Source organism: Saccharomonospora sp. CUA-673, from assembly GCF_001942305.1.
Taxonomy (GTDB): domain Bacteria; phylum Actinomycetota; class Actinomycetes; order Mycobacteriales; family Pseudonocardiaceae; genus Prauserella.
The window spans coordinates 26830-48744 of sequence record NZ_MKKE01000017.1 but is presented as its reverse complement, the minus strand read 5'-3'; the positions used below and the strand labels follow the sequence as shown (position 1 = coordinate 48744).

At 69.3% G+C, this 21915-nt stretch carries 23 protein-coding genes and 1 pseudogene; 8 read left to right on the top strand and 16 right to left on the bottom strand.

Features of this window, described 5'->3' with window-relative positions; translation table 11 throughout:
* Nucleotides 1-147: 147 nt before the first annotated feature.
* Nucleotides 148-270 (top strand): hypothetical protein, encoded by a 123-nt coding sequence (locus BJF85_RS29920; protein WP_255375518.1) that lies wholly within the window; start codon nucleotides 148-150, stop codon nucleotides 268-270.
* Nucleotides 271-382: 112 nt separating this feature from the next.
* Here the strand turns inward: BJF85_RS29920 and BJF85_RS28840 are convergent, their stop codons facing one another.
* From BJF85_RS28840 to BJF85_RS09805, 7 genes are all read right to left on the bottom strand, one after another.
* Nucleotides 383-700, bottom strand: a complete 318-nt coding sequence (locus BJF85_RS28840; RefSeq protein ID WP_222844498.1) for a zinc-binding dehydrogenase — start codon at nucleotides 698-700, stop codon at nucleotides 383-385.
* Between the two features lie 8 nt (nucleotides 701-708).
* Nucleotides 709-1203, bottom strand: a complete 495-nt coding sequence (locus BJF85_RS28835; RefSeq protein WP_222844497.1) for an alcohol dehydrogenase catalytic domain-containing protein — start codon at nucleotides 1201-1203, stop codon at nucleotides 709-711.
* A 163-nt stretch (nucleotides 1204-1366) separates the two neighbouring features.
* Complete coding sequence (locus BJF85_RS09815; protein WP_075846741.1) at nucleotides 1367-1792, bottom strand: cupin domain-containing protein; 426 nt, start codon at nucleotides 1790-1792, stop codon at nucleotides 1367-1369.
* 146 nt (nucleotides 1793-1938) lie between these two features.
* On the bottom strand, nucleotides 1939-3048 hold the full coding sequence (locus BJF85_RS28830) for a cation-translocating P-type ATPase (protein WP_222844496.1): 1110 nt from the start codon (nucleotides 3046-3048) through the stop codon (nucleotides 1939-1941).
* A complete protein-coding gene (locus BJF85_RS28825; RefSeq protein WP_222844495.1) occupies nucleotides 3045-3740 on the bottom strand; it encodes an HAD-IC family P-type ATPase in 696 nt (231 codons plus the stop codon). The genes BJF85_RS28830 and BJF85_RS28825 overlap by 4 nt, the downstream gene beginning before the upstream one ends.
* On the bottom strand, nucleotides 3698-3934 hold the full coding sequence (locus tag BJF85_RS28820; RefSeq protein ID WP_222844494.1) for a hypothetical protein: 237 nt from the start codon (nucleotides 3932-3934) through the stop codon (nucleotides 3698-3700). The genes BJF85_RS28825 and BJF85_RS28820 overlap by 43 nt, the downstream gene beginning before the upstream one ends.
* Nucleotides 3935-4025: 91 nt before the next feature.
* On the bottom strand, nucleotides 4026-4259 hold the full coding sequence (locus tag BJF85_RS09805; RefSeq protein WP_075846739.1) for a heavy-metal-associated domain-containing protein: 234 nt from the start codon (nucleotides 4257-4259) through the stop codon (nucleotides 4026-4028).
* A 162-nt stretch (nucleotides 4260-4421) separates the two neighbouring features.
* Here BJF85_RS09805 and BJF85_RS09800 point away from each other — a divergent pair.
* Nucleotides 4422-4679: pseudogene (locus tag BJF85_RS09800) on the top strand (cyclic nucleotide-binding domain-containing protein); the annotation flags it as partial.
* A gap of 42 nt (nucleotides 4680-4721) precedes the next feature.
* On the opposite strand, the gene BJF85_RS09795 reads toward BJF85_RS09800, so the two are convergent.
* A protein-coding gene (locus BJF85_RS09795; RefSeq protein ID WP_139320556.1) for an IS3 family transposase occupies nucleotides 4722-5902 on the bottom strand; the annotation gives its coding sequence in 2 pieces (ribosomal slippage) (nucleotides 4722-5615 and nucleotides 5618-5902; 1179 coding nt in all).
* On the opposite strand from BJF85_RS09795, the gene BJF85_RS27215 reads away from it, so the two are divergent.
* The 5 genes from BJF85_RS27215 to BJF85_RS28815 all read left to right on the top strand — a co-directional run bounded on the left by BJF85_RS27215 (nucleotide 5895) and on the right by BJF85_RS28815 (nucleotide 11598).
* Entirely contained in the window at nucleotides 5895-6596 is a 702-nt protein-coding gene (locus BJF85_RS27215) for a hypothetical protein (protein ID WP_139320555.1), read from the top strand. The genes BJF85_RS09795 and BJF85_RS27215 overlap by 8 nt on opposite strands.
* Nucleotides 6593-7348, top strand: a complete 756-nt coding sequence (locus tag BJF85_RS09780) for a TatD family hydrolase (RefSeq protein WP_075846734.1) — start codon at nucleotides 6593-6595, stop codon at nucleotides 7346-7348. The genes BJF85_RS27215 and BJF85_RS09780 overlap by 4 nt, the downstream gene beginning before the upstream one ends.
* A gap of 901 nt (nucleotides 7349-8249) precedes the next feature.
* The gene (locus tag BJF85_RS09770) at nucleotides 8250-9518 is read left to right on the top strand and encodes a helix-turn-helix domain-containing protein (protein WP_083666184.1); all 1269 of its coding nucleotides are present in this window, start codon (nucleotides 8250-8252) and stop codon (nucleotides 9516-9518) included.
* A 155-nt stretch (nucleotides 9519-9673) separates the two neighbouring features.
* Complete coding sequence (locus tag BJF85_RS09765; protein ID WP_222844493.1) at nucleotides 9674-10987, top strand: fatty acid desaturase; 1314 nt, start codon at nucleotides 9674-9676, stop codon at nucleotides 10985-10987.
* The gene (locus BJF85_RS28815; RefSeq protein ID WP_369822135.1) at nucleotides 10903-11598 is read left to right on the top strand and encodes a 2Fe-2S iron-sulfur cluster-binding protein; all 696 of its coding nucleotides are present in this window, start codon (nucleotides 10903-10905) and stop codon (nucleotides 11596-11598) included. Before BJF85_RS09765 ends, BJF85_RS28815 begins: the two co-directional genes overlap by 85 nt.
* Nucleotides 11599-11612: 14 nt before the next feature.
* Here BJF85_RS28815 and BJF85_RS09760 read toward each other — a convergent pair whose 3' ends face one another.
* Complete coding sequence (locus tag BJF85_RS09760) at nucleotides 11613-12335, bottom strand: trans-aconitate 2-methyltransferase (RefSeq protein ID WP_075846731.1); 723 nt, start codon at nucleotides 12333-12335, stop codon at nucleotides 11613-11615.
* Nucleotides 12332-13219, bottom strand: a complete 888-nt coding sequence (locus tag BJF85_RS09755) for a saccharopine dehydrogenase NADP-binding domain-containing protein (RefSeq protein WP_369822133.1) — start codon at nucleotides 13217-13219, stop codon at nucleotides 12332-12334. Before BJF85_RS09755 ends, BJF85_RS09760 begins: the two co-directional genes overlap by 4 nt.
* 205 nt (nucleotides 13220-13424) lie before the next feature.
* Here BJF85_RS09755 and BJF85_RS09750 point away from each other — a divergent pair, with 205 nt between their 5' ends.
* Nucleotides 13425-14342, top strand: a complete 918-nt coding sequence (locus tag BJF85_RS09750) for an NAD(P)/FAD-dependent oxidoreductase (RefSeq protein WP_075846792.1) — start codon at nucleotides 13425-13427, stop codon at nucleotides 14340-14342.
* 13 nt (nucleotides 14343-14355) lie between these two features.
* Here the strand turns inward: BJF85_RS09750 and BJF85_RS09745 are convergent, their stop codons facing one another.
* From BJF85_RS09745 to BJF85_RS09720, 6 genes are read right to left on the bottom strand one after another with little or no spacing between them, the layout of a single operon-like run.
* The gene (locus BJF85_RS09745) at nucleotides 14356-16329 is read right to left on the bottom strand and encodes a condensation domain-containing protein (protein ID WP_075846729.1); all 1974 of its coding nucleotides are present in this window, start codon (nucleotides 16327-16329) and stop codon (nucleotides 14356-14358) included.
* 2 nt (nucleotides 16330-16331) lie between these two features.
* Entirely contained in the window at nucleotides 16332-17441 is a 1110-nt protein-coding gene (locus BJF85_RS09740; protein WP_075846727.1) for a trans-aconitate 2-methyltransferase, read from the bottom strand.
* A gap of 1 nt (nucleotide 17442) precedes the next feature.
* Entirely contained in the window at nucleotides 17443-18795 is a 1353-nt protein-coding gene (locus BJF85_RS09735; protein WP_158056862.1) for a class I SAM-dependent methyltransferase, read from the bottom strand.
* Nucleotides 18785-20221: an ABC transporter ATP-binding protein gene (locus BJF85_RS30900; RefSeq protein ID WP_083666178.1), complete on the bottom strand. Its 1437-nt coding sequence runs from the start codon at nucleotides 20219-20221 to the stop codon at nucleotides 18785-18787. The genes BJF85_RS09735 and BJF85_RS30900 overlap by 11 nt, the downstream gene beginning before the upstream one ends.
* Entirely contained in the window at nucleotides 20218-21021 is an 804-nt protein-coding gene (locus BJF85_RS09725) for an ABC transporter permease (RefSeq protein ID WP_222844491.1), read from the bottom strand. The genes BJF85_RS30900 and BJF85_RS09725 overlap by 4 nt, the downstream gene beginning before the upstream one ends.
* Nucleotides 21008-21889 (bottom strand): ABC transporter permease, encoded by an 882-nt coding sequence (locus tag BJF85_RS09720; RefSeq protein ID WP_222844490.1) that lies wholly within the window; start codon nucleotides 21887-21889, stop codon nucleotides 21008-21010. Before BJF85_RS09720 ends, BJF85_RS09725 begins: the two co-directional genes overlap by 14 nt.
* Nucleotides 21890-21915: the final 26 nt, after the last annotated feature.

Sequence of the window (21915 nt, the reverse complement as noted above, 5' to 3'; positions counted from 1 at the left end):
CGGCCGCCGCGCAGTTCCCCAGGTGGACTTCAAGGGTTGCAGCAATAACGAGACGCTGCGACAGCATATTGCGGGTTGCTACCGCTGGCAGCGACAGCGCCGCCAGGTGCATTGCGTTCGAGCAGCGTGCGGGGCTACCGATTATCGGTGCTCTTCGGCAAGGCCGTCGAGGAGTTCGCGCGCTTCGAGGGCGGCCATCAGTTGGGCCTCAGCGCTGGTCACGCCGAGGCACTCACGGATCGCTCGACTGCGTTCGCTCCTCTCCGCTGACTCGACGATGGGCTGAGGTTGTTCCGCAACTGCCGTCGCAGCAGAACAGAAGGCGCCAGCAGGCGTAGTGACTTGCTGTTGTAATCCCGCCGCCGGTCTCTGTTGACCGATTTTAGTCTTGGGGGACCACGATGATCTTTCCGGCGGCGTGTCCGGTCTCCACGGCCGCGATCGCCTGATCTGCCTGATCGAGGCCGAACTGGGTGTCGGAGTGGGGGTTGACCAGCCCGTACTGGATTACCTCGGTGATCTTGACCATGGCTTCATCCGTGCGGGTCAGGGACAGGCCGCCCAGCTCGGCGGCGGTGTCTGGGTCTGCTGCGGAGATGATCCGGGTTCGGTCGGGCACCAGGTCCGCAACAGCGCGCAGCGCATCGCCGCCGACGAGGTCGACGATCAGGTCGGGACCGTCGGGGATGGCCTGCCGCACCCTGTCGGTCACGCCTGGACCGGATTCGATGAAGACGCGCCGGTGGACTCGACCAGTTCCCGCTTGGTTGCGCTGGCCACACCGATGACCGTGAACTCGTGTACGCGACCGATCTGTGCGGCCATCAGTCCCACTCCGCCGCCGGCGCCGAGCAGCAGCAGGGTCTGTCCCGGTTCGAGTTCGACCTGGTGGGTGGCGTCATAGGCGGCGGCCGCGGCCACCGGGATAGTGGCGGCGTCGGTGAACGAGATCTCCTCGGGCTTGGCCACAGTCGTGGAGGCGCGTAGTAGTGTGTGCTCGGCCATCCCTCCCTGCCCAGGTGCCATCAGACCCAGCACCTCGTCACCCACGGCGAAGTCCTCGACTCCGTCGCCGACTTGAGTGACCACGCCGGCGGCTTCGCATCCCATCGGTGCCGGCAGGCTCCAGTGACGCCCCAGGTGGCCTTCCCGGATCTTCCAGTCCGCCGGGTTCACGCCGGCGGCTCGGACTTCGATGGCCACCTCCCGGCCCGGGGATGGGAGCAGGTCGGTCGATCAGCTGCTGGGCTTCGGGTCCGCCGTAGTCGGTGAAGACATAAACCTTCGACATGAATGGATCTCCTTCTGATTTGGACTGGGAGGGTGTCTCCGATGTCCCGCACGGGTTCCGTCGGGACGGTGTGGGTCAGGGCCGGGGCGGTTCGTCCTCACCGGCGGCTTCGGCGGCGTCGGCCTCCTCCCGGGTGGCGAATGCGGCGCCGGCAGCGTGCTCGGGGGGACTGTAGATGGTGTACAGCACCAGCGGCTGGTCCCCGGTGTTACGGAAGTTGTGCTGGGCGCCGGCCGGTACAGCGCACTGGTCACCGGCATCGATGGGGTGCGTGTGGCCGTTGAGGTCGGCTTCTCCGTTTCCGGAGACGAAGGTCAGGATCTGGTCGGTGTGTTCGTGGACCTCGTCTCCGATCTCGCCGCCGGGTGGGATGGTCATGACCACGATCTGGGCGTGCTCACCGGTCCATAGCACCTTCCGGAAGTCGGGGTTGTCCCTGGCCACATCCGCGATGGTGAAATGCTCGACGTTGTCTCCAAGGGTGAAGCTGTTTCCGCTCATGATTCGGTCTCCTCTGGTTCGTGTATTGATTTCGATTGCTGAGGTCTTTGAACTTCCCGGTGCCCGGTGCCCGGTGCCCGGTGCCCGGTGCCCGGTGCCCGGTGCCCGGTGCCCGAGGCCGTGCGCCCGCTGTCGCTCGGCTGGGGTCAGGCGGATACCTGCTCGGCTGCCTGTGGGGTGGTCCGCTCGCTCTTCGGCATGGCTGTGGAGCCTGGGGTGTTGCGCAGCAGTCGCATGGCGTTGGCGATGACCACCAGCACGGAGGCTTCGTGGACGAGCATGCCGATCGACATGGTCACCCCGCCGGCGAAGACGCCTGCCAGCAGCAGCACCACGGTGATCAGAGCGATCGCGATGTTCTGTCGCATCACCGACACGGTCCGCTTGGCCAGGCCGATGGCCTCCGGCAGTTTGAGGAGGTTGTCGCCCATGAGGGCGATGTCGGCGGTCTCCACGGCCACGGCCGAACCGGCCGCGCCCATCGCCACGCCGATGTTCGCGGTAGCCAGAGCCGGGGCGTCGTTGACGCCGTCGCCGACCATGGCGATGGTGTGGCCCTGACGCTGGAGCTGGGTGACCGCATCCAGCTTGTCCTCGGGCAGCAGGGAGGCGTGGATCTCGTCGATGCCGGTGGCCTTCCCGATGGCCTCGGCCACCAGCCGGGTGTCCCCGGTGAGCATGACCACCTTCTCGACGCCGGCGCGGTGCAGGCGGGCAACCATCTCGGGCGCATCCTGCCGGATCTGATCGGCGACGGCGACGACGCCGATCACCGTCTGGTCGACCGCGACGATCATGGGCGTTTTGCCGTCGGCGGCCAGGTCCTGAGCCGTCCGGGTCGCTTCGGCGGCGGCTTCGGCGATGCCGTACTGCTCCAGCAGCGGCGGGTTGCCGACCAGACGACCATCGACCTCAGACACGATCCCCTTGCCGGGGACCGGGGTGACGGTGCCGGGGACGCCCTGCGGGCCTGCTCCCTCGGCTTGGGCCGTCTCCAGGATGGGACGGGCCAGCGGGTGCTCGGAGCCGGCCTCGGCGGCCGCTGCCCAGCGCAGCACCTCGGTCCGCTCCAGCGCGGGGTCCAGGACGACGACATCGGTCAGCCGGGGCCGGCCCTCGGTGAGGGTGCCGGTCTTGTCGACTGCGACGGCGGAGATCTTCGCGGAGGTCTCCAGGAACTCGCCGCCCTTGATCAGGATGCCGTTGCGGGCCGCACGCCCGATGCCGGCCACGATCGCGACCGGAATGGAGATCACCAAGGCACCAGGCAGCCGATGACCAGCAAGGTCAGGGCCAAGACCACGTCACCGGAGATCAGGCCGGCCACCAGCGCCAGCACCATCACGGCCGGTGTGTACCAGCGGGAGAAACGGTCGATAAAAGCCTGAGTTTTCGCCTTGGCGTCCTGGGCCTCCTCCACCCGGTGAATAATGCGGGCCAGGGTGGTGTCCGCGCCGATGCCGGTGGCCAACACTTGCAGGAAACCGCCGCGGGAGACGGTACCTGCGAAAACCTGGCTGCCCTTGGTCTTCTCCACCGGAATCGACTCGCCGGTGATGGAGGCCTCATCGAGGGCCCCGGTGCCGGCGACGACCTGACCGTCCACCGGCACTTTCGCACCGTTCTTGACCAGTACGATCTCGCCCATCCTCACCTGCCCGGCAGGAATCTCCTGTTGCTCACCCTCGCGCACGACGATCGCGGAGTCCGGGGCGACGGCGACGAGTTCGGCCAGTGCCGAGCGTGTCTTGTTCAGTGTCGCGGCTTCCAGCGCGTGGCCGATCGCGAACAGGAACGTGACTGCTGCGGCCTCCCAGAAGTTGCCGATGATGACCGCGCCGATCGCGGCGACCGACACGAGCAAGTCGATGCCGATGACCCTGGCGATCAGCGCCCGAACAGCCTTCACCACGATCCCGTAGCCGGCCACCACGGCGGCAGCCAGCATGAAGACGTCTCCGAGGGTGAAGGCCCCGGCGGTGTGGGTGGCGTGGGCGCGGCGTCGACCCACCACTGGGGGCCGATGGTGATGTTGGCCACCCCTCCGCCCAGCCACTGGATGGCAAACGAGATGACGATGAGCACGCCGGACACGACGGGAACCGACCAGTTCCCATAGATCCATTTCTGGAGCCTGTTCACTTTCGGATACGACCTTTCTGGGCTTCGTGCCGGCGAACCGGCAAAGTGGAATGAGGCACGGCTGTGTGCGCCCCGGCCGTGGCGTCGGCTACTAGAACGCCGAAGGAGCGGCCTTGTAACCGGCCTTGGCAACGGCGGCGACGAGATCATCCACGGAGACGCGTTCGGCGTCGTGGTCGATCTCGATGCGGGCGGAGGCGAAGTGGACCTTCACACTCTCGACGCCCTTGAGGCGGCCGACCTGCTTCTCGATCTTGGCCACACAGGACGGGCAAGAGAATCCCTCGGCCCGCAAGACAGTGTGTGTGGTGGTGGAGGTGGTCATTGTGGCTTTCCTTTCGTGGTGGTGCCCCTCTTGACAACCCTCACGATAGGTTCGTGCCGCCCGGAACTCCTTGACGCAGATCAAGTGCGGGTCACGATTGCCGAGAAGCCTCTGTCAGCGTCGCTACGGTGCCGTCGATGCCGGTTCCGGTAAGCTTGCGCCATGCCCGAGGACGACTTGTGTGTCACTCGCGTGCCGATCTTCCAAGGACTCGCCCACGACCAGCAGCTGCACATCGCCCAGTTTGTCCGTCCGCTGCGCGTCGAGAAGGGCGAGATGGTCTACGGCCCCGGAGACTCGGTGTCGCGTCTGCTGGTCATGCACAGCGGACAGCTCAAGGTCAGCCACACAGCCACCAATGGCCAGGAACAAATCCTGCGCACGGTGACCGACGGCGACGTCGTGGGAGAACGAGCTTTCCTGACGGGCCACGGGGCTGCTGAAGGGAACTGTGACAGTGGTTTAGGCCGCCGGGGTGGCGGTGTGGCTCATGATGGTTTCGTATTCGATGGGGGTCAAGCGGCCGAGACGGGCTTGTCTGCGGCGTCGGTGGTAGGTGCGTTCGATCCAGGTCACGATCGCGATGCGGAGCTCTTCGCGGGTGGCCCATGTGCGGCGGTCGAGCACATTGCGTTGGAGGAGGCTGAAGAAGCTTTCCATGGCGGCGTTGTCGCCGGCTGAGCCGACCTGGCCCATCGAGCCGCGCATGTGGTGGCGCCACAACGCTTGCTGTAGTTTCCGGCTCCGGAATTGGCCTCCACGATCGCTGTGTAGCCGGCATCCGGCGACGCTGCCGCCCCGGCGGGCGACGGCTGACTCCAGCGCGTCGAGGGCGAGCTGGGAGGTCATGCGGTCGGCGATGGAATAGCCCACGATCCGGTTTGACCACACGTCTTTGACCGCGCAGAGGTAGATCTTGCCCTCACCGGTGGGATGCTCGGTGATGTCGGTCAGCCACACCTGGTTCGGCGCCTGCGTGGTGAACTCCCGGCGCACGAGGTCGTCGTGCGCGGGCGGACCGGGCCGGGCCTTGCGGCTGCGGCGTTTCTTACCGAACACGCACCACCACTCATTCGCCGAGCAGATCTTCCACACCGTGCGGTCCGACACCTCGACGCCCGTGGTGGTGATCTCATCGTGCAACAGGCGATACCCGAATTCGGGGTCCTCGCGGTGGGCGTCGAACACGGCGTTGGCCAGATACGCCTCGGTCAGTTCGGCGTCGGTGACCGGGCGGGCCAGCCAGGCATAGTAGTGCTGACGATGGAGCTTCAAAACCCGGCACGTCACCGCCACCGGCACCCGGATCGGGGCGTCCGGGGCGGCCAACTCCCTTACGAGCGGGTAGAGCCTTTTCCCGGCAGATTGCCCTGCGACAGATACGCCGCAGCCCGGCGCAATACCTCGTTCTCCTGCTCCAACAACCGATTACGCCGCTTGAGCTCCCGCAGCTCGGCCGCCGCATCCGACGACACGCCAGGCTTGGTGCCGTCCTCGGCATCGGCCGCGCGCAGCCACTTCTGCAACGTCATCGGGTGCACCCCGAAGTCGCTGGCGACCTGCTCGATCGTCACACCCGACTCGCGGTTGCGCGCGACCCGGACGACGTCCTCACGGAACTCACGGGGATACGGCTTGGGCACAGTGGCATCCTTCCACGCTCACCTCTCAGCAAGCGAACTCAGATGTCACACATCGCTTCAGCAGCCCCTGGCCCTCGGAGTTGCTGTCGCATCAAGCCACCAGGCAACGACTCTCTTCGTACCGGAGAACGGCTTCACCAGCCTGAACCTGCCACTACACCCCAACCGTGCCGGCGCCCTCTCAACCCGCTCCACGCACCCCGAGACCTTCCACCGCGTCAACACGCTTCTCCACACCCTCAGGCTGACCGTCTCGGTGACCAACCCGTTCGCCGACTACACCAAGGGCGAGGAGATGCGCCTCGTTGCCGACAGCCAGCCACCAGCAGGCTGGGAGCACACCGCTGGCTTGACCGTCTCGTGCAGCAAACTCGATGGCGCCCGAATCAAGGGCGGCAACTCCACCCTGAACTGCGGGCTGTGCTACGCCTGTGTCACCCGCCGAGGAGCCTTCATCGGAGCCGAAATAGACGACTCGACCATCTACTTGTCCGACAACCTCACTGGAACCGCACGAAGTGAACTCCTGGAGCGGAGATACAGTGACCGCGCTGCTATCAGCTACGCAACCGCCCGAGGGATCGACGACGATGCGATCGACGCGGGGACATGGCCTCCCGACGCTGACCTCGATGCAATCAGCGACCTTGCCGAACGCGGACTCGCCGAACTCGGGAAGGTGGACTTGACGTGACCAGCGCCGACCTTCCGGCGCTGGACGCCCACGCTCACATTGCTCCCGACGTCACCCGAGACCAAGTCACAGCCCTCGGCGACGCGGTCGTGTTCGCTATGACCAGAAGCCTCCACGAAGCTAGTCAGGTCAAGAACCGGCGCGATCACTCGCTCATCTGGGGGCTCGGTATCCATCCGGCAGTCGCAACCGCCCGAGCCGCCTGGGACCCAAAACGGTTCAAAGACCTCCTCCGCTCCTTCGCGCTAGTTGGCGAGATCGGCCTGGACCGCCGCGGAGGCGACTGGGCTAGGCAGTGCTCCATCTTCCAAGAGGTACTGACCATCGTGCGCAGGGAGCCCGTGCTGGTCTCCATTCACAGCTCCGGAGCGACAACCGAGGTCGTCCAGTACCTCACCGATGCCAAGACCCGCGGAGCGATCCTGCACTGGTTCAACGGAGATGACACCGATGTCAAGCGGGCGATCGACGTCGATGCATACTTCTCGGTCAACGCCGCCATGTCCGAAGATCAGATCCGACGAATTCCGCGGGACCGGGTTCTGTGCGAGACCGACTTTCCCGCACGCAAGGTGCGTTCGCGCAGACCAGCCGACACAGGACGCATCGAGCTGCTGCTGAGTCAGGCGTGGGGTACAAGCCCGCAAGAGGTTCGCGCAGTGACATGGTGGAATCTGCGCACGCTCAGCGAGCGCTCCGGCGCCATCGAGCGCCTACCCGAACCTGTCGCGGACACGCTCTTGTACCTATAGTCGGCGGCACACGCCGAGCGTGCCGCAACCCTGGAAGCCAGAGATAGGGTCCGCAAGTTCGGAGACCCCGCTCTGAGCACGCCGCAATTTCGCTGGCGAAAGCGCACAGCCATGAACAGGGTCGAGGGGGAGGTCTCATCGCTCACGCCCTTGTGGATCGCGGAGCAGTACCCCCGCAACGATCAGATGGTTTCGAACAGTCCCAGCCGAAAATCCGACGCGTGCGCCCACGCGTTCGAGAGACTCGCCGTCGGCATACCGCCGAACCATTTCCTGAACCTCCGCATCCGAGGGAGCCGTGCGACTAAGACGCACACCTCGCTCGCGCAACAGTGACGCCAGCCGCTGCCGACTCACCCCGACTTCCGTGGCTATCGTGCGCAGCGTCTCACCGGCCGCGTATTGAGCCTCTGCCGAAAGGAGCACCTCACCGCTGACCCTGGCCTGCTGCCGGACGTGAGACTCCTCGCGACGGACACCATGCCGCGAACGAAGACGGATTGCGCGATGCATCAAACTCAAGCGGGCCAGCGGCGGGGCAAGTTTCGACAAGCCTCCCGCTAGGTCCACGCATCGGAGGTCCGTGCCCGCGGAGGGCACGGACCTTTTGCGTTTCGCCCATTGAGTCTGGGGGCCGAGCCCCCAGGCCCCCACGGTGCTTGCTCCTCACCTTGCCGGCATGGGGGCGTTGGGTGGGGACCAGCGACCGGTGGTGGGGGGGCGCCTTGCCTCGCCTTCGGCTCGGCTTTGGCTTGCTTTCGAGTGTGCGTTCCGGATCTCGACGGCTTGGTTCCGTACCTTGTCGGTTTCGTTCCGTGCGTCGAGGTCTGCGTTTCGCACCTTGGGGTTGCGGTCAGTGTCGGGAGGGTGGGTTGTGGTGCGGGGGTTTTAGGATCCGGCTATGGGTGCTGGTGCGGGGGAGGGGGTGGAACTTCCTGCGGACGTGGTCGGCGAGCTGCGGCGGATCGCGGCCGCGTTGCTGGGCGACGTGACGGCGTACGCCGACGACATGCTCGCCTACATCGTCGAACGGGTGCCCGAAGCCAGCGCCGACGACGAACTCCGCGGCCTGACCCTCGGCTCGTGCTCGTCCAACCTCGAAGCGGCGCTGTCGATGGTGCGGCACGGCATCGACGTGCGCGCCGCAGCAGCACCCGTCACCGCACTCGAACACGCCCGAGCCATGGCCGCCCGCGGCTACAGCGTCGACGTCATGCTCCGCTTCTACCGCATGGGCCATGCCTACTTCACCGAACGCGTCCTGACCGGCATCACCGACCTCGTGCCCGACGCGCGCCTCGCGGTCGAGGTCCTCGGCTGCCTGCAACGCTACGGCTTCGCCTACATCGACCGCGTCTCCAGCGAGGTCGCCACCGAATACGTCGCCGAACTCGACCGCATCCAGACCCGGGCCCGGGCCGCCCGGACCGATGCGGTGCGCGCGTTGATCGCGGGCGACCCGGTCGACCTGCGCAGCGCCGAGCGCACTCTGTCCCACCGGCTCACCGGATGGCAGACCGGCTTCGTCTGCTGGACCGACCGCGACGACGTCGACCTCACCCGTTCCGGCGCAACCGTCGGAGCCCACCTCGGCTCGCCGCATCCGCTGCTCGTCCCGGACGGAGCCCGCGCACTCTGGGGCTGGGTCTCCACACCCGGCGCCCCCGACGTCACCGCGAACGACCTCACACCCCTGGCCGGACAGCTCCCCGAACCCGTCCGCGTCACCGTCGGCACGCCCGCCCACGGCGCAGCCGGATTCCGCGACACCCACGACCAGGCCCAGCGCGGCCGGCGGATCGTCGAACTGGGTGAGCGCCCCGCACAGGTCACCCCGTACGCCGACATCGCACTCGTGGACACCATGAGTGGCGACCTCGACCTGGCCCGGTCGTTCGTCGCCGCCGAACTCGGCGACCTCGCCGTCACCGGGCGGCGCGAGGACGAGGAGCGACGCGCCCTGCTCGCGGTCCTCGACGCGCAGGGCGGACTGGCCGCGGCAGCCGAGACACTGGGGGTGCACCGCAACACCGTGCTGCAGCGCGTGCGGCGCGCCGAGGAACGACGCGGCCGCCCGGCGAACCAACGGGTCGCCGAACTGCACGCCGCCCTGCGCCTGGCCCAGATGCTCGGCCCGGTCGTGCTCGCCCCGGTGCCGGACCAGGCCTGAGCTCCATGTGCTGCCCGCACACGGGCATGGGCTCGGCACCCCTCGCGGGCCCGCGTCCCCGGTTCGTACCTTCCCGGCTATGCCGCAACCACGGAGCACCGCGCCGCCGCTCGTCACGCGCTCCCCGACCCGGGCGAGAAGGTTCCGACGATCTCGTGGCCCATCGTGGCGATCTTCTGCGGAGCCTCGCACTCTTCGCCTTCTCGACGTGGGCCGTGTTGGGCGGCGTGCTCGCGGCGCCGCTGACGATCCTGCTCAGCGCGACCGCGATCTTCGTACTGTTCACCGTGTTGCACGACGCGGCGCACTACTCGATCAGCACGCACCGCTGGGTCAACGTGGCCTTCGGCCGGGTCGCGATGCTCTTCGTGTCGTCGCTGATCTCGTTCAAGTCCTTCGCGTTCATCCACATCGAGCACCACCGCAACACCAACGACCACGACAACGACCCCGACCACTTCGTCACCGGTTCGCCCTGGTGGCAGGTCCTCTTCCGGTTCCCGCTGATGGACGTTCCGTACCTGACGTTCCTGGTGCGCAACGCGAAACGCCGTCCCCGGGCCGAGCTGGTGGAGACGGCACTGCTGATGGTCGCGAGTGTCACCGTGATCGTCGCGTGCGCGCTGACCGGGCACCTGTGGACCCTGGCGGTGGTCTACCTGATCCCCGAGCGGGTAGCCATGTTCGTCCTGGCCTGGTGGTTCGACTGGCTGCCCCACCACGGCCTCGAAGGAACCCAGCGGGACAACCGCTACCGCGCCACCCGCAACCGCGTCGGCTCCGAGTGGATCCTCACGCCGCTGCTGCTGTCGCAGAACTACCACCTCGTGCACCACCTGCACCCGTCGATCCCGTTCCACCGCTACGTCGCGGCCTGGCGGCACAACGAGGAGGCCTACCTCGAACGGGACGCCGCGATCGGCACGGTGTTCGGCCGGCAGTTGGACGCCGACGAGTACCGCGAGTGGAAGCGGTTGAACGGCAAGCTGGGCCCGCTGCTTCCGGTGCGCGTGCCGAAGCGGTCCTCGGCGCCGGCGGCGGAGTTCCACCCGGTACCGGTCGCCGGCGTGGATCGGCTGACCGACGACAGTGTGCTGATCCGCTTCCATGTACCGGACCGGCTGCGCGAGAAGTTCGCCTTCGAACCCGGGCAGCACGTCACGGTCCGCACCGACCTCGGCGGTGAAGGGGTGCGCCGCACCTACTCCATCTGTTCCGCGGCGACCTCCGGCAGCTTGGAGATCGCCGTGAAGCACATCCCCGACGGCGTCTTCTCCACCTTCGCGAGGGAGCGGCTCCGCGCGGGGGACACGCTCGAGCTGATGACGCGACCGGTTCGTTCGGCACGCCACTCGATCCGCTCGCGCGCAAGACCTATGCGGCGATCGCCGCGGGCAGCGGGATCACCCCGATCCTGTCGATCCTGCGAACGACCCTCGCCGTCGAGACCGAGAGCCGCTGCACCCTGATCTACGGCAACCGCGACGCCGACAGCACGATGTTCCGCGCCGAACTGGACGAGCTGGAGGCGCGCTACGCCGACCGGCTCCGGATCGTCCACGTGCGCTCCCGCGACCCGCGGCACCCGGCGCACCTGCGCGGTCACGTCGACCGCGAGAAGCTCGACCGGTGGCTCGGCTCCGACCTGCCGGTGGGCACCGTGGACGCGTGGTTTCTGTGCGGTCCGGTCGAGATGGCGACCGACCTGCGCGACCTGCTCCTCGACCGCGGTGCCGAGCCGGACCTCGTTCATGTCGAGCTCTTCCACGGCTACCGGCAGCCCGCGGTCTCGGACGACTCCATGTCCGCGGAGGTGTCGGTGCAGCTGCGCGGCCGGCGGCACGAGGTGTCGCTGCGGGCCGGGGACACCGTCCTCGATGCCGCGCTGAAAGCCGGGCTGGACGCGCCGTACGCGTGCCTCGGCGGTGCCTGCGGCACCTGCACGGCGACGGTGCGGACGGGCTCGGTTCAGATGGAGCAGAACTTCGCCCTGTCCTCGGCCGACGTCGAGGCCGGCCACGTGCTGACCTGCCAGTCCCGGCCGACCACCCCGTCGGTCGCGGTCGACTACGACGCCTGACTCCGGTCACGCGCTCAGGTGTGGGTGATCGTGTACACGCCGAGTTCCGGGTCGCCCACCGGTGCGAGAGCCAAGCTGTGTGCGGCGGTTTCGGCTCGCAGGCCGTCGGCGTCGACGAGGTGCCACCGGTAGCTCACGGTGCGCTCGTCGAGTTGGGTGTCACCGTCGAGCGTGCGGTAGGTCATGAACCACGTCAGCGTCCCGTCGCCGGTCGGTTCCGCTGTGGCGCGGCATTCGTAGGTCAGCCTGCCCACCCGGGTCGTCGAGGCGACGGACTCGGGGACGGACACGGGTTCGGCAGGCGGTTGCAGGTTCACCACCGCGACACCGCCGCGGTCCAGGCGCTCGGCCAGCAGCGACCACAACACGTCCCGCTGCGCGGTGTCGAAGTGACCGAGCACGTTCATCGCGATGAACGCGGAGAACCGCTCCGGCAACTCGACGTCGGGGAACGACGACGGCAGGACGGTGACGCGCGTGCGCAGGTCCCCGTCGCCGTGCACGCGCGCCAACAGGGCGCTGCGCAGCCCCTGCGACGGCTCGACGGCGACCACGTCGGCACCGGGCAACGTGTGCGCGAGCAGCAGGGTGCCGTGGCCACTTCCCGCGCCGAGGTCGACCGCGGTTGTCGGGGAGGCCGCGGAGAGAACCTCGGTGAGCACGGGACGCAGCATCGTCCAGAACGGTTCGATGAGCAGGTCGATGAACTCGGCGGACTCGGAGTACTCGTCGTTCATGGGATCCCTTCGAAGGTGACGGTGTCCACCAGCGGGTCGCGGCGGAGGGCTTCGGCGGTGGTCCTGGCGTCGAGGACCTGATCGGCGAAATGCGTGCCGTGCTCGACGTTCTCGTCGAGCACGGCACGTACCACCAGTGCGGCGACGACACCGCTGAGGCGGTACGGATCGGCAGCGCGCAGGGTGACCGCCGCGTCGCCGGCGCGTGCGGTCAGTACGTAGAACGCCTCGTGGGTGCGCAGGTCTGCCTCGGCGGCGGCCGTCAGCGCCGCGGTGTGCTCGGCGAGGAACTCCGGATCGTCCGCCCACGCCATCGCCAGCGCTGTGGGGATCGCCTCCGATACGTAGACGGAGCGGAACGTCAGCCGGGCAGGGCGCAGCTCCTCCGCGAGTCGGATCCCCTCGACGGGAAGGAACGGCATGGCATCCACCGTGCCCGGGAACCCCGGCACGGTCACCCGTCTGCGAGGGGGCAGCGCGTGTCGCGCGACCACTCCGTCCCGCCACAGCGCTCCCGGCTCCCCGAAGTCCGGTCCGCGGGCGAGGAGGATGTCGGCAGCCGACGTCGGCGGTATGGGAACGGCGCCACCGACGTGGACCTCGACCTCGACGCCGGAGGTGGTGACCAGGCGGGGGAGCAGTCCCGTCAGCCCCGGCATGGCGCCGGCGGAGAACACGGCGATCCCGGAACTTTCGCCGAGCGCGCGATGGGCGGGCACGTCGCCCGCGACGTCCACGTACGCGGCTCCGGCCTCGAGCGCTGCGCGCGCGACGGTGTCGAGTACCCGGTACGACGGACCTGCGCAGTTCAGGACCACATCGGCGCCCGCGCAGAACGCGGCCAGCGATCCCGCGTCCGACAGGTCCACAGTGGATGTCTCCACGCCCGGGATCGGCTCCGCGCGCGCCGGGTCGCGCCCGCCCACCCGGACGCGGGCGCGGGAAGGCGGGCCAGGCGGGTCGAGGCGATTCGGCCCACCGCGCCGTGGCCGCCGAGAACGGCGATCCGAGGACTTCTCATAGCCCCTTTCCTTCGCTTTGGATAGCAACGATAATCGTTTTCACCAATACCCCACCAGAGGAGTGTGCGTGTACGACGTGATCGTGATCGGCGGCGGGCCCGCGGGGCTGAGCGCGGCGCTGGTGCTCGGCAGGCAACGCAGGCAGGTGCTCGTCGTCGACGGTGGCGAGGTGCGTAACGCTCCCGCCGACGAGATGCACATGTACCTCAGCCGCGACGGGTTCTCCCCGCACGACATGTTGGCGCTCGGCCGCGACGAACTCGCCGGGTACCCGGGGGTGGAGCGGCGCAGCGCGCAGGTCTCCGACGTCGCAGGGGCCATCGACGAGTTCACCGTGACGTTCGACGACGGTTCGGTCGCGAAGGCGCGGCGGTTGATCCTCGCGACCGGCCTCGTCGACGAGCCCTTCGATGTCCCAGGGGTGCGGGAGCGGTTCGGTAGCAGCGTCTTCCACTGCCCCTTCTGTCACGGCTACGAGACCACCGGCAAGACCCTCGCCGTGTTGGGGCGCGACGTTCCGCAGGTGATGCTGGCTCTGTACGTCGGCGACCGCTACAGCGATGACGTCGTCGTGGTCACCGACGGGCCGCACGAGTTGCCCACCGAGGTCACGGACCGGCTGGAGGCCCACGGGGTCGAGATCCGCACCGAAGCGCTGACGAAGGTCACCGGCGAACTCGACGGGCTGGTCCTGCACTTCGCTGACGGTTCGGTCCTGGAGCGGCAGGCCATGTTCCACCGTGCGCCCACCCGGCAGCGTTCTCCGCTCGCGCAGCAGCTGGGCTGCGAGATGTTCGACGACGGCAGCGTGCGGGTGGACGAGTTCCAGGCCACGACGGTCCCGGGCGTGTCCGCCGCGGGTGACATGGCCCGGCTGCCTGCGCTCCCGGACGCACTCACCCTGGTCAGCCAGGCCGCGGCGGACGGTGTGCGCGCCGCGGTCTGGCTGGAGCAGGGCATGTTCCGCGCCTCGCTGCAGAGCTGAAGACACGAGCGACTCAGACGTCCACCGTGTCCGGCCGGGCCGCCCTGGCCAGCCCGGCCACGGTGGGCGCGTCGAGGAAGTCCCGCACGCGGGCGTTGATCCCGTGTTGTTTCGCCAGAACGGCCAGCACGCGTACCGCGAGCAGAGAATCCCCGCCGAGCGCGAAGAAGTCGGTGGCCCGGTCGATGTCACTGACGTCCAGTGTCGACTCCCAGACTGCGGCGATCGCCTGCTCCGCGTCCCCGCGAGGAGGCCCTGGCTCGTCGCCCGCGTCCTGCTGTTCGTACACCCCCACCCGCGCGGTATCGCCCGAGGGGTCCGCCTCGACCTCGGCAGGGAGATCGACCGTGGATGACCAGGTGTTCGGGTCGGCGAGACTCCGGGCCATCGCGGCGAGTTCGTCGAACATCGCGTCGACCATGGACCGTTCGAAGAGTTCGTCGACCAACGAGAACACCAGGAACATCTCGTCGCGCAGTTCGAACATGCGCACCTCGAGTGCCACCTGCGGGGTTCGCAGTTGCTGGTCGTGATCGGCCATGTCGATGCGGCCGAGTGGGCCCGCGGTCTGCGGCACCTGTTCGCCCATCGCCGCGTCCATGCCGAGGGTGCTCTGGAACACGATGGGCGCCACCGGCCGGTGCGTCCCGCGGCGGCGGCCCAACTCACGGGCGACCTCGACACCGCTGATCAGGTTGTGCGCGGCGGACTCGCTGAAGCTGCGCTGACAGGCCGCGGCCAGCGCCCCGAACTCGGCACCCTCCGCGAGGTCGACCGGGATCAGCATCGTCGAGGCGAACGCGCCGACGATACGATGGACGTCCGGATGCAAGGGCAGGCGGTTGAGCTGGAGCGAGTTCAGCAACATTCGCCGGTGACCCGCCCTGCGGGCGAGCACGACGGCGTACGCGGTGAACATGGCCGCCGACGGCGTCACGCCGTGCGCTGCGCACTGCTCGCGCACCGCGGCCCACGTGCCGGGGTCGATGGTGACCTGGCGGGTGCCCATCAGCGCGGGCCGCACCTCGCGCGGGTCGGCCTGTAGCGGAAGTGCGGGCGGTCGGGGGAAGTCGTCGAGCCGGTCGAACCACCAGTCGCGGTCGGACTCCCACGCGTCGGTGTCGGGCAGGCCCGACACCGCGGTCACGTAGTCGCCGTAGTCGATCTCCAGTGGTGGCAGCATTGCATTCCAGTCCGCGACGAGCGTGAACAGATCGCGATAGAACACGTTCGACGACCAGCCGTCGATGATCAGCAGGCTGACGGCTGCGTGCAGGCGAGCCCGGTCGTCGGGAAGCAACGTGAGACACATCGCGACGCCGGGCCCGTCGACCGGGTTGGGGCCGGTCACCGACATCCGGCCGCGGACGTCGGCGAGCACGTCGTCGATCTCGGCGTCCTCCGAATCCCGCAGGTCGAGGACCTCGAGGTGCGGCACCGCACCGGGGTCGTCCTCGGCGAGGATGCGCTGCATTCCGTCCGGCAGGACCCTCGCGCGCAACGTCGGCTGGTGCCGCACGAGCCGGGCGAGAGCGTCCTGCAGAGCCTCGGCCGCCTCGTCCCCGTCGACGTCGTCGAGTCCGATGTCGACATAGTGATGCGCCGACGAGTACGACAGTTCCCAGCCGTCCTGCTGGCCGACGAAGTAGCCCTGCTGCAACGGAAGTAGTGGGAACGGTGCCGTGGGGTCGGCCCTGCGGGCGACGTCGACGGGGACGCCGCGGTCGTCGTCGGCGCCGGTGCGGCGGCGCTGTACGAGCTCGGTCAGCTCCGCGAGTGTCGTTTCCACCCGCACGTCCGACAGCGCCAGCGCGACGCCGAGCTTGCGGCGTACCAGCGCGGACATCCGTACCGCGAGCACGGAATCCCCGCCGAGATTGAGGAATCCCGTGTCCTGCGGAATGTCGGACGGTTCGAGGCCGAGCAGGTCGGCCCAGATGTCGGTGAGGGTTTCGGCAATCGTCGGTTCGGTCGTCGATTCGGTCATGGTCACCCCTGTTCGTCGGTGGAGCTGCGAGCGGTGAAGACGTGCTGGGCGAGGGCGGTCAGCGGGCTGGTCGGCTCGGGCAGCTCGATCTCGGTGCGGAAACCGTGTGCGGCCAGTTGGCCGAGCCACTCGTCGCGGGTCAGGAAGATCCGGTCCGTTCCGGCTCGGACATCGTCGGTACCGGGCCGAGGCATGCCCTCCCTCGGCGACATGAGGAACTGCATCGATGTCAGCGCCTGGTAGTGCTCGCGGCACGACTCGATCACCACCAGGAGACCGCCCGGGGCGAGCACGGCGTGCAACCGGTCCAGCAGCCTGCCGATGTGCGTGGCGTTGTGCAGGACGTTCGCCGCGAGCACCACGTCGAACGGTCCCGGTACGAGCCGGGCGTTGATGTCGGCGATGGCGTACCGCAGTGAGTCGCCGAAACGGTGTCTTCCTGCGTCGAGGAAGAACTGCGAAACATCCGTGAACAGGTAGTCGACGTCGAACCCGGCCAGTCCCGCCACGGCCGCGGTGGTCGTGCCGCCGACCCCGGCTCCCAGCTCGAGTACGCGCAGGGGAGCTCGGCGCCGGGCTTCGGCATGCAGGATCCGGCCCGCGGCCGCGTTGAGGTAGCGGTTGATCACGTTGTCGCGGTAGGCGCCGTCGGCCGCCGCGAGCTCGCCGTCGCGAAACAGCAGGGTCTGTACCGCGAGCTCGTCGGCCAGCAGCTTCGGCGCGTCGGCCAGCGCCGCGACGAAGAAGTCGCCGATCTCGGCCGGGTAGCCCAGTGCGGCGGCCGCGCCGGGAACGGTGGCGGCCGCCTCGTCGACGTCGCGGCGGCGAACAGGGTGCAGAGCGTGGAACAGCCCGGTGTCCGGGTCGCGCTGCAGCAGACCTTCCTCGCACAGCACCGTGAGCCAGCGGCCCAGTAGCCACCGGTGCCGGGGTGCCACCCGTACGCGGTCGGCGATCTGGTCGCCGCTGCGGCGGATACCCGGACGGAACGGACCGGCACGTCCGACGGCGCGGGCCATGGCGGGCAGCGCCGCCGTGTCGAGCGTCCGCATCGCCGCGGGCAGCGACGAGATGTCCACGTCGTCGACGGCGGCCTCCGCGGCAGCGGTCACCTCACTCCACATCGGACTCTCCGATGGCCACGTCGACGGGTACGGACGGGACACCGGCCCGGCGCAGTTCACGGCGGGCCAGTTCGGTGAGTCTGCGGCGGACGAAGGCCGCGAACGGTTCGTGTGCACGGCCGTCGCCGCTAAGATCGGTCGCACGCCAGGTCCTCGGGCCGGGGGTGGCTGCCTCGAGCAGGCGTGGGTCGTACGGATCGAGCGTCACGACAGCACTCAGCCGCTCGCGCAACTCGGCCGCGGTGGCCCCGCCCGGCCGCAACAGCGCATTCGGGATTCCCGTGACGACTCCGGGACCGGCGGCGAGGTGTTCGCGCGCCGCGTCGAGGGTCGTCCATTCCACGGCGTGCGGAGGCTCGTGGTGCTCGCCGCCGACCCGGAGCACGGCGTCGAAGCGGTACCGCGTCAATTCCGTGTCGGCCCGCATCGTCTTGGCATGCACGGCCAGCTCGACCTCACCGACCTCCTCGCGCAGTCCGCTTGCGATCCCGGCCAACAGCACCGGGTCGAACAGCAGCTCCTCGTCGCGGGCGGCACGGTCGGCCACCACGGAATCGGACACCGCGGAATCGGACACCGCGGCGCCGGCCAGCCAGCGGTGATGCTCGTGGAGCAGACCGCTGTGCCGCACGTCTCCGACGATCACGGTCCCGCCGGGTTCGACCAGCCGCAACGCGTCCTGCACGACGGCCCGCAGATAGGACACGTCGGGAAAACACTGGGTGACCGAGTTGATCAGCACGCAGTCCGGCCGTCCGGAGGGGAATCCGGCGTCGGTGAGCGCCTCGGCGACGCCGGATCCGAGCACCTCGTGTGCGGCGGCCCGGACGATCCGGGTGCCGTCTGGCGCAGAATCCGACAGCGCACGGACCGACTCCGCGGAGACGTCCGTGCCGACGTATCCGTCGAGCTGCGGCAACAATCGGTGCAACAGCATCCCCGTGCCGCAGCCGAGTTCGAGAACCCGCCTGGGACGCGCGGAGCGCACCACGTCGACGGTGTGCCGCAGCCAGTCCGTCATGTGTTCGACCGGATACGGCTCGCCGGTGTCGGACGCGCGCCAGCCGGAGAGATCGAGGTCGGCGCGGTGCCGTTCCGTGCCCTGTGCGTAGGTCAGGTCGTAGACCTCGCCCCACTGGTCGAGATGCTCGGCGATGAGGGCCCCCGGCTCGGGACGGACGGCGAGTGTCTCGGCCGCAGGACGCACGCGTATCGCCGTGTCGTCGCGGCACAACTCCACGTGTTCGACCCACGGGTGTGCGCGGAGCACGTCGGCGGCGCGGTCCGGTGCGGTCGCATCAGCAGCGGTCGCAGCGTCAAGGGGCGGATCGTCAGCGGGCAAGAGCGTCCTCCGATCGGTCGGGTCCATCCGTGTGGCTGTCGTCGAGTCGTCGCTGGTGCAGGCGCAACGTTCGATCGGCCCGCGCGGCGACGTCTCGGTCATGGGTGACAAGCAGGACGGCGAGGCCGTCGGCCCGCAGCCGGTCGAGCAGGTCCAGCAGCTCGTGGGCGGTCGCGGTGTCGAGTGCCGAGGTGACCTCGTCGGCGAGCAGTACTGCCGGTTCGGCGACCAGGGCGCGGGCGATCGCGGCGCGCTGGCGTTGCCCTCCCGACAGTTCTCGGGGCAGCAGGCGGTCCGAACCGGACAGTCCGACGGCGGCGAGCACCTCGCGGGCGCGGGTGCGTGCGGCGGCGCGGGGGAGCCCGTGTGCGAGGCGAGCCGCCCTCGCCACGGTGGTTCCCACTCGATATGCGGGGTTCAGCGCGTCCGCAGGGCTTTGGGAGATCAGTTGCACGGCGCGAAGCTGCTCACGGGTGCGCGCATCCAGGCGCGCGGGCAGGGGCGTGCCCTTCAGGTCCAGACCGCCTTCGTACGGATGGAGGCCCGCCAGGGCACGCAACAGCGTGGTTTTTCCACATCCCGACTCGCCGAGCACGGCCGTCAACTCCCCGGCGTGCAGCGCCAGGGACACGTCCTCCAGCAGAGGTGCTGACGCGGTGCGCGAGCCGTGGCCGGGAACGGTGAGCCCGCGGGCCGACAACACGGCCGACCGCGGCCGGTTCCGTGCCGGGGCAGCGGTTGTCGGAGCGGGGCCGTTGCTCGCGGCGCGGCCGATCTCCCCCAGGACGAGAACGTGGTCGGTGATGCGGTCGGTGAACTCCCGGTCGTGGGACACGACGATCGTGGCGGTCTCGGAGCGCAGGACGGTGAGCAGGTCCACGACGAGGTCGAGCGTGGCGCAGTCGAGCGCGCTCGTCGGTTCGTCGAGGATCAGCAGTCCCGGGCGACCCGCCACGGCACGGGCGAGTGCGACGCGCTGGGCCTGCCCGCCGGACAGCTGGTGCGGACGGCGTCGCCACAGTGCGTCCGCGTCGAGGCCGAGCAGCTCGAGCGTGGTCCGGATCGTCGTGTGGTCGGGTGAGCCGGGCCCTTCCGACACCAGACGGTGCACGGGCAGGGCGGGGTGCAACGCCGTCGCGGGGTCCTGGCCGAGGAATCCGACGACGCGTCGGCGCCACCGGCGTGCCGCCGTTCCCTGCCCAACCGTGCTTCCCTGCCACGAGACCGTGCCCGCCGTTCGGACCAAACCCTGCGGAAGCGCGTCGAGTACGGCGCGCAGCAGCGTCGACTTCCCACACCCCGACGGTCCGGCCACCGCGACGACCTCGCCCCTGCGCACCCGCAGCGACGTCGCGGGAACCACGGGTGTGCCCGCCTCGTCGTGGACGGTGAGGTCGTCGGCGATCAGTCCACCGTCGTCGTTCATGCCCGCTCCCTCGTGCCGGTCCGGTGCCCGAGGTAGGCGGCCGTGGCGGCTGCCCCTGCGGCTGTCACGGCCAGCGCCGCCGCGGGGACGAGCACACTCGCCGCGTTGAGGCCGGAGCCCGGCAGGTTCTCGTGAATCATCAGCGCCCAGTCGGCCTCGGGCGGAGCGGCGCCGAATCCGAGCAGGCTCAGCGCGGAGGCGAGCTGGATCGCCATGACGAACCGCATGCCGAGATCCGCCGTCACCAGCCCGCTCAGCGAAGGCAGGAGCTCGCGCACCAATAGCGTCGGACCGCGTTCGCCCAGGCCACGCGCGGCTTCGACGAACCCCGAGCCACTGAGGGCGCGGGTGGCATCAGCCGTGACGCGCAGCGTCAACGGAGCTCCACCGCACACGGTCGCGATGACCACGGCCGCAGGCCCGGGCACGGCGACGGCCACGACCAACGCGATCAGCAGTTGCGGAACCGCGAGCATCACATCGGCCGACGAGGCCAGTACGCGCGAGGCTCGGCCGCGCCACCACCCGGTGACGAGTCCGCCCACGACCCCGGCCGCCGTGGCGATCACCGCCGCCACCAGCGAGATCAGCACGAGGCCGGTGCCGCCGGACAGGACACGCGAAAGCACGTCGCGGCCGAGCGTGTCGGTGCCGAGCAGACCTACCTCGCCCGGCGGTGAGTACGGGGCGGCGACGACGGCCGCCGGGTCGTGCGGGGCGAACAGCGCCCCGCCACGGTGAGTGCGAGTGCCGCAGCGAGCAGGCCTGGTACCGCCACCAGCCGCCTCATCCCCGCCCACCCCTCACCAGGTCTGCGGCCGTGTTGCCGGCGATCACCACGCAGGCGCCGAGCAGGGCCACCGCCTGCACGACAGGAACATCCCTGGCGGCCACGGAACTGACGAGCAGCTCCCCGAGGCCGGTGTAACCGAACACGGTCTCGACGACGGTCGTCGCCGCGACGAGTCCACCCGCGATCACCGCCGTGATGCGGACGGTCGGGGCCCACAGCAGCGGGAGCAAATGCCGGGTGGCGACGTGCCAGGGCCCGATCCCGCGCAGGACGGCATCGTCCACGTGCGGCCGCCCGCGGACGTCGGCGACCACACCGGACAGCAGACCCGCGCCGTAGGCGGTGGCGGGAAGCGCCAGCGAGAGCGTCGGCAGGACGAGTGCTTCCGGCGCCGACCACGGGGACGCTCCCACGGGCAGCAGGGACACCCGCGGGAACCAGCCGAGCAGACCGGACAGCACCGCGACCGCCGCCGCGGCGACCACGACCTGGGGGACCGCCGCCGAGGCGGCCAGCACCCCGCCTGCGTACGAGCGCCTCGCTCGGGCGCCCGCCCACCAGGCGAGCGCGAGCATCAACGGAACGGTCACGGCGAGCGCACAGCCCGCCAGCGTCAGCGTGGCAGGAAGTCGCTGCGCGATCAGCGTCGTCACGGGCCGGTCGCTGAGCAGCGATGTCCCGGCATCGCCGCGTAGCAACGACCATGCCCACATCGCGAACCGTTCCCACACCGGACCGTCCAGTCCGGACTCCTCGCGCAGACGTGCCAGCTCGGCCGCGTCGGCACCGCCGCGGGTGCGGGCGAGCGCGGCGTCCCCGGGCAGGACGTCGGTCACCAGGAACACGCCGAGTGCCACCGCGCAGGTCGTGAGCACGGCACGCCCGATGGCTCGTCCCGCGA

Excerpts from the sequence above, each read along its gene's own strand:
- BJF85_RS09815 (WP_075846741.1), bottom strand. The coding sequence starts at position 1,792 with ATGAGCGGAAACAGCTTCACCCTTGGAGACAACGTCGAGCATTTCACC.
- BJF85_RS28825 (WP_222844495.1), bottom strand. The coding sequence starts at position 3,740 with ATGCTGGCTGCCGCCGTGGTGGCCGGCTACGGGATCGTGGTGAAGGCT.
- BJF85_RS09805 (WP_075846739.1), bottom strand. The coding sequence starts at position 4,259 with ATGACCACCTCCACCACCACACACACTGTCTTGCGGGCCGAGGGATTC.
- BJF85_RS09770 (WP_083666184.1), top strand. The coding sequence starts at position 8,250 with ATGGGTGCTGGTGCGGGGGAGGGGGTGGAACTTCCTGCGGACGTGGTC.
- BJF85_RS09760 (WP_075846731.1), bottom strand. The coding sequence starts at position 12,335 with ATGAACGACGAGTACTCCGAGTCCGCCGAGTTCATCGACCTGCTCATC.
- BJF85_RS09745 (WP_075846729.1), bottom strand. The coding sequence starts at position 16,329 with ATGACCGAATCGACGACCGAACCGACGATTGCCGAAACCCTCACCGAC.
- BJF85_RS30900 (WP_083666178.1), bottom strand. The coding sequence starts at position 20,221 with ATGAACGACGACGGTGGACTGATCGCCGACGACCTCACCGTCCACGAC.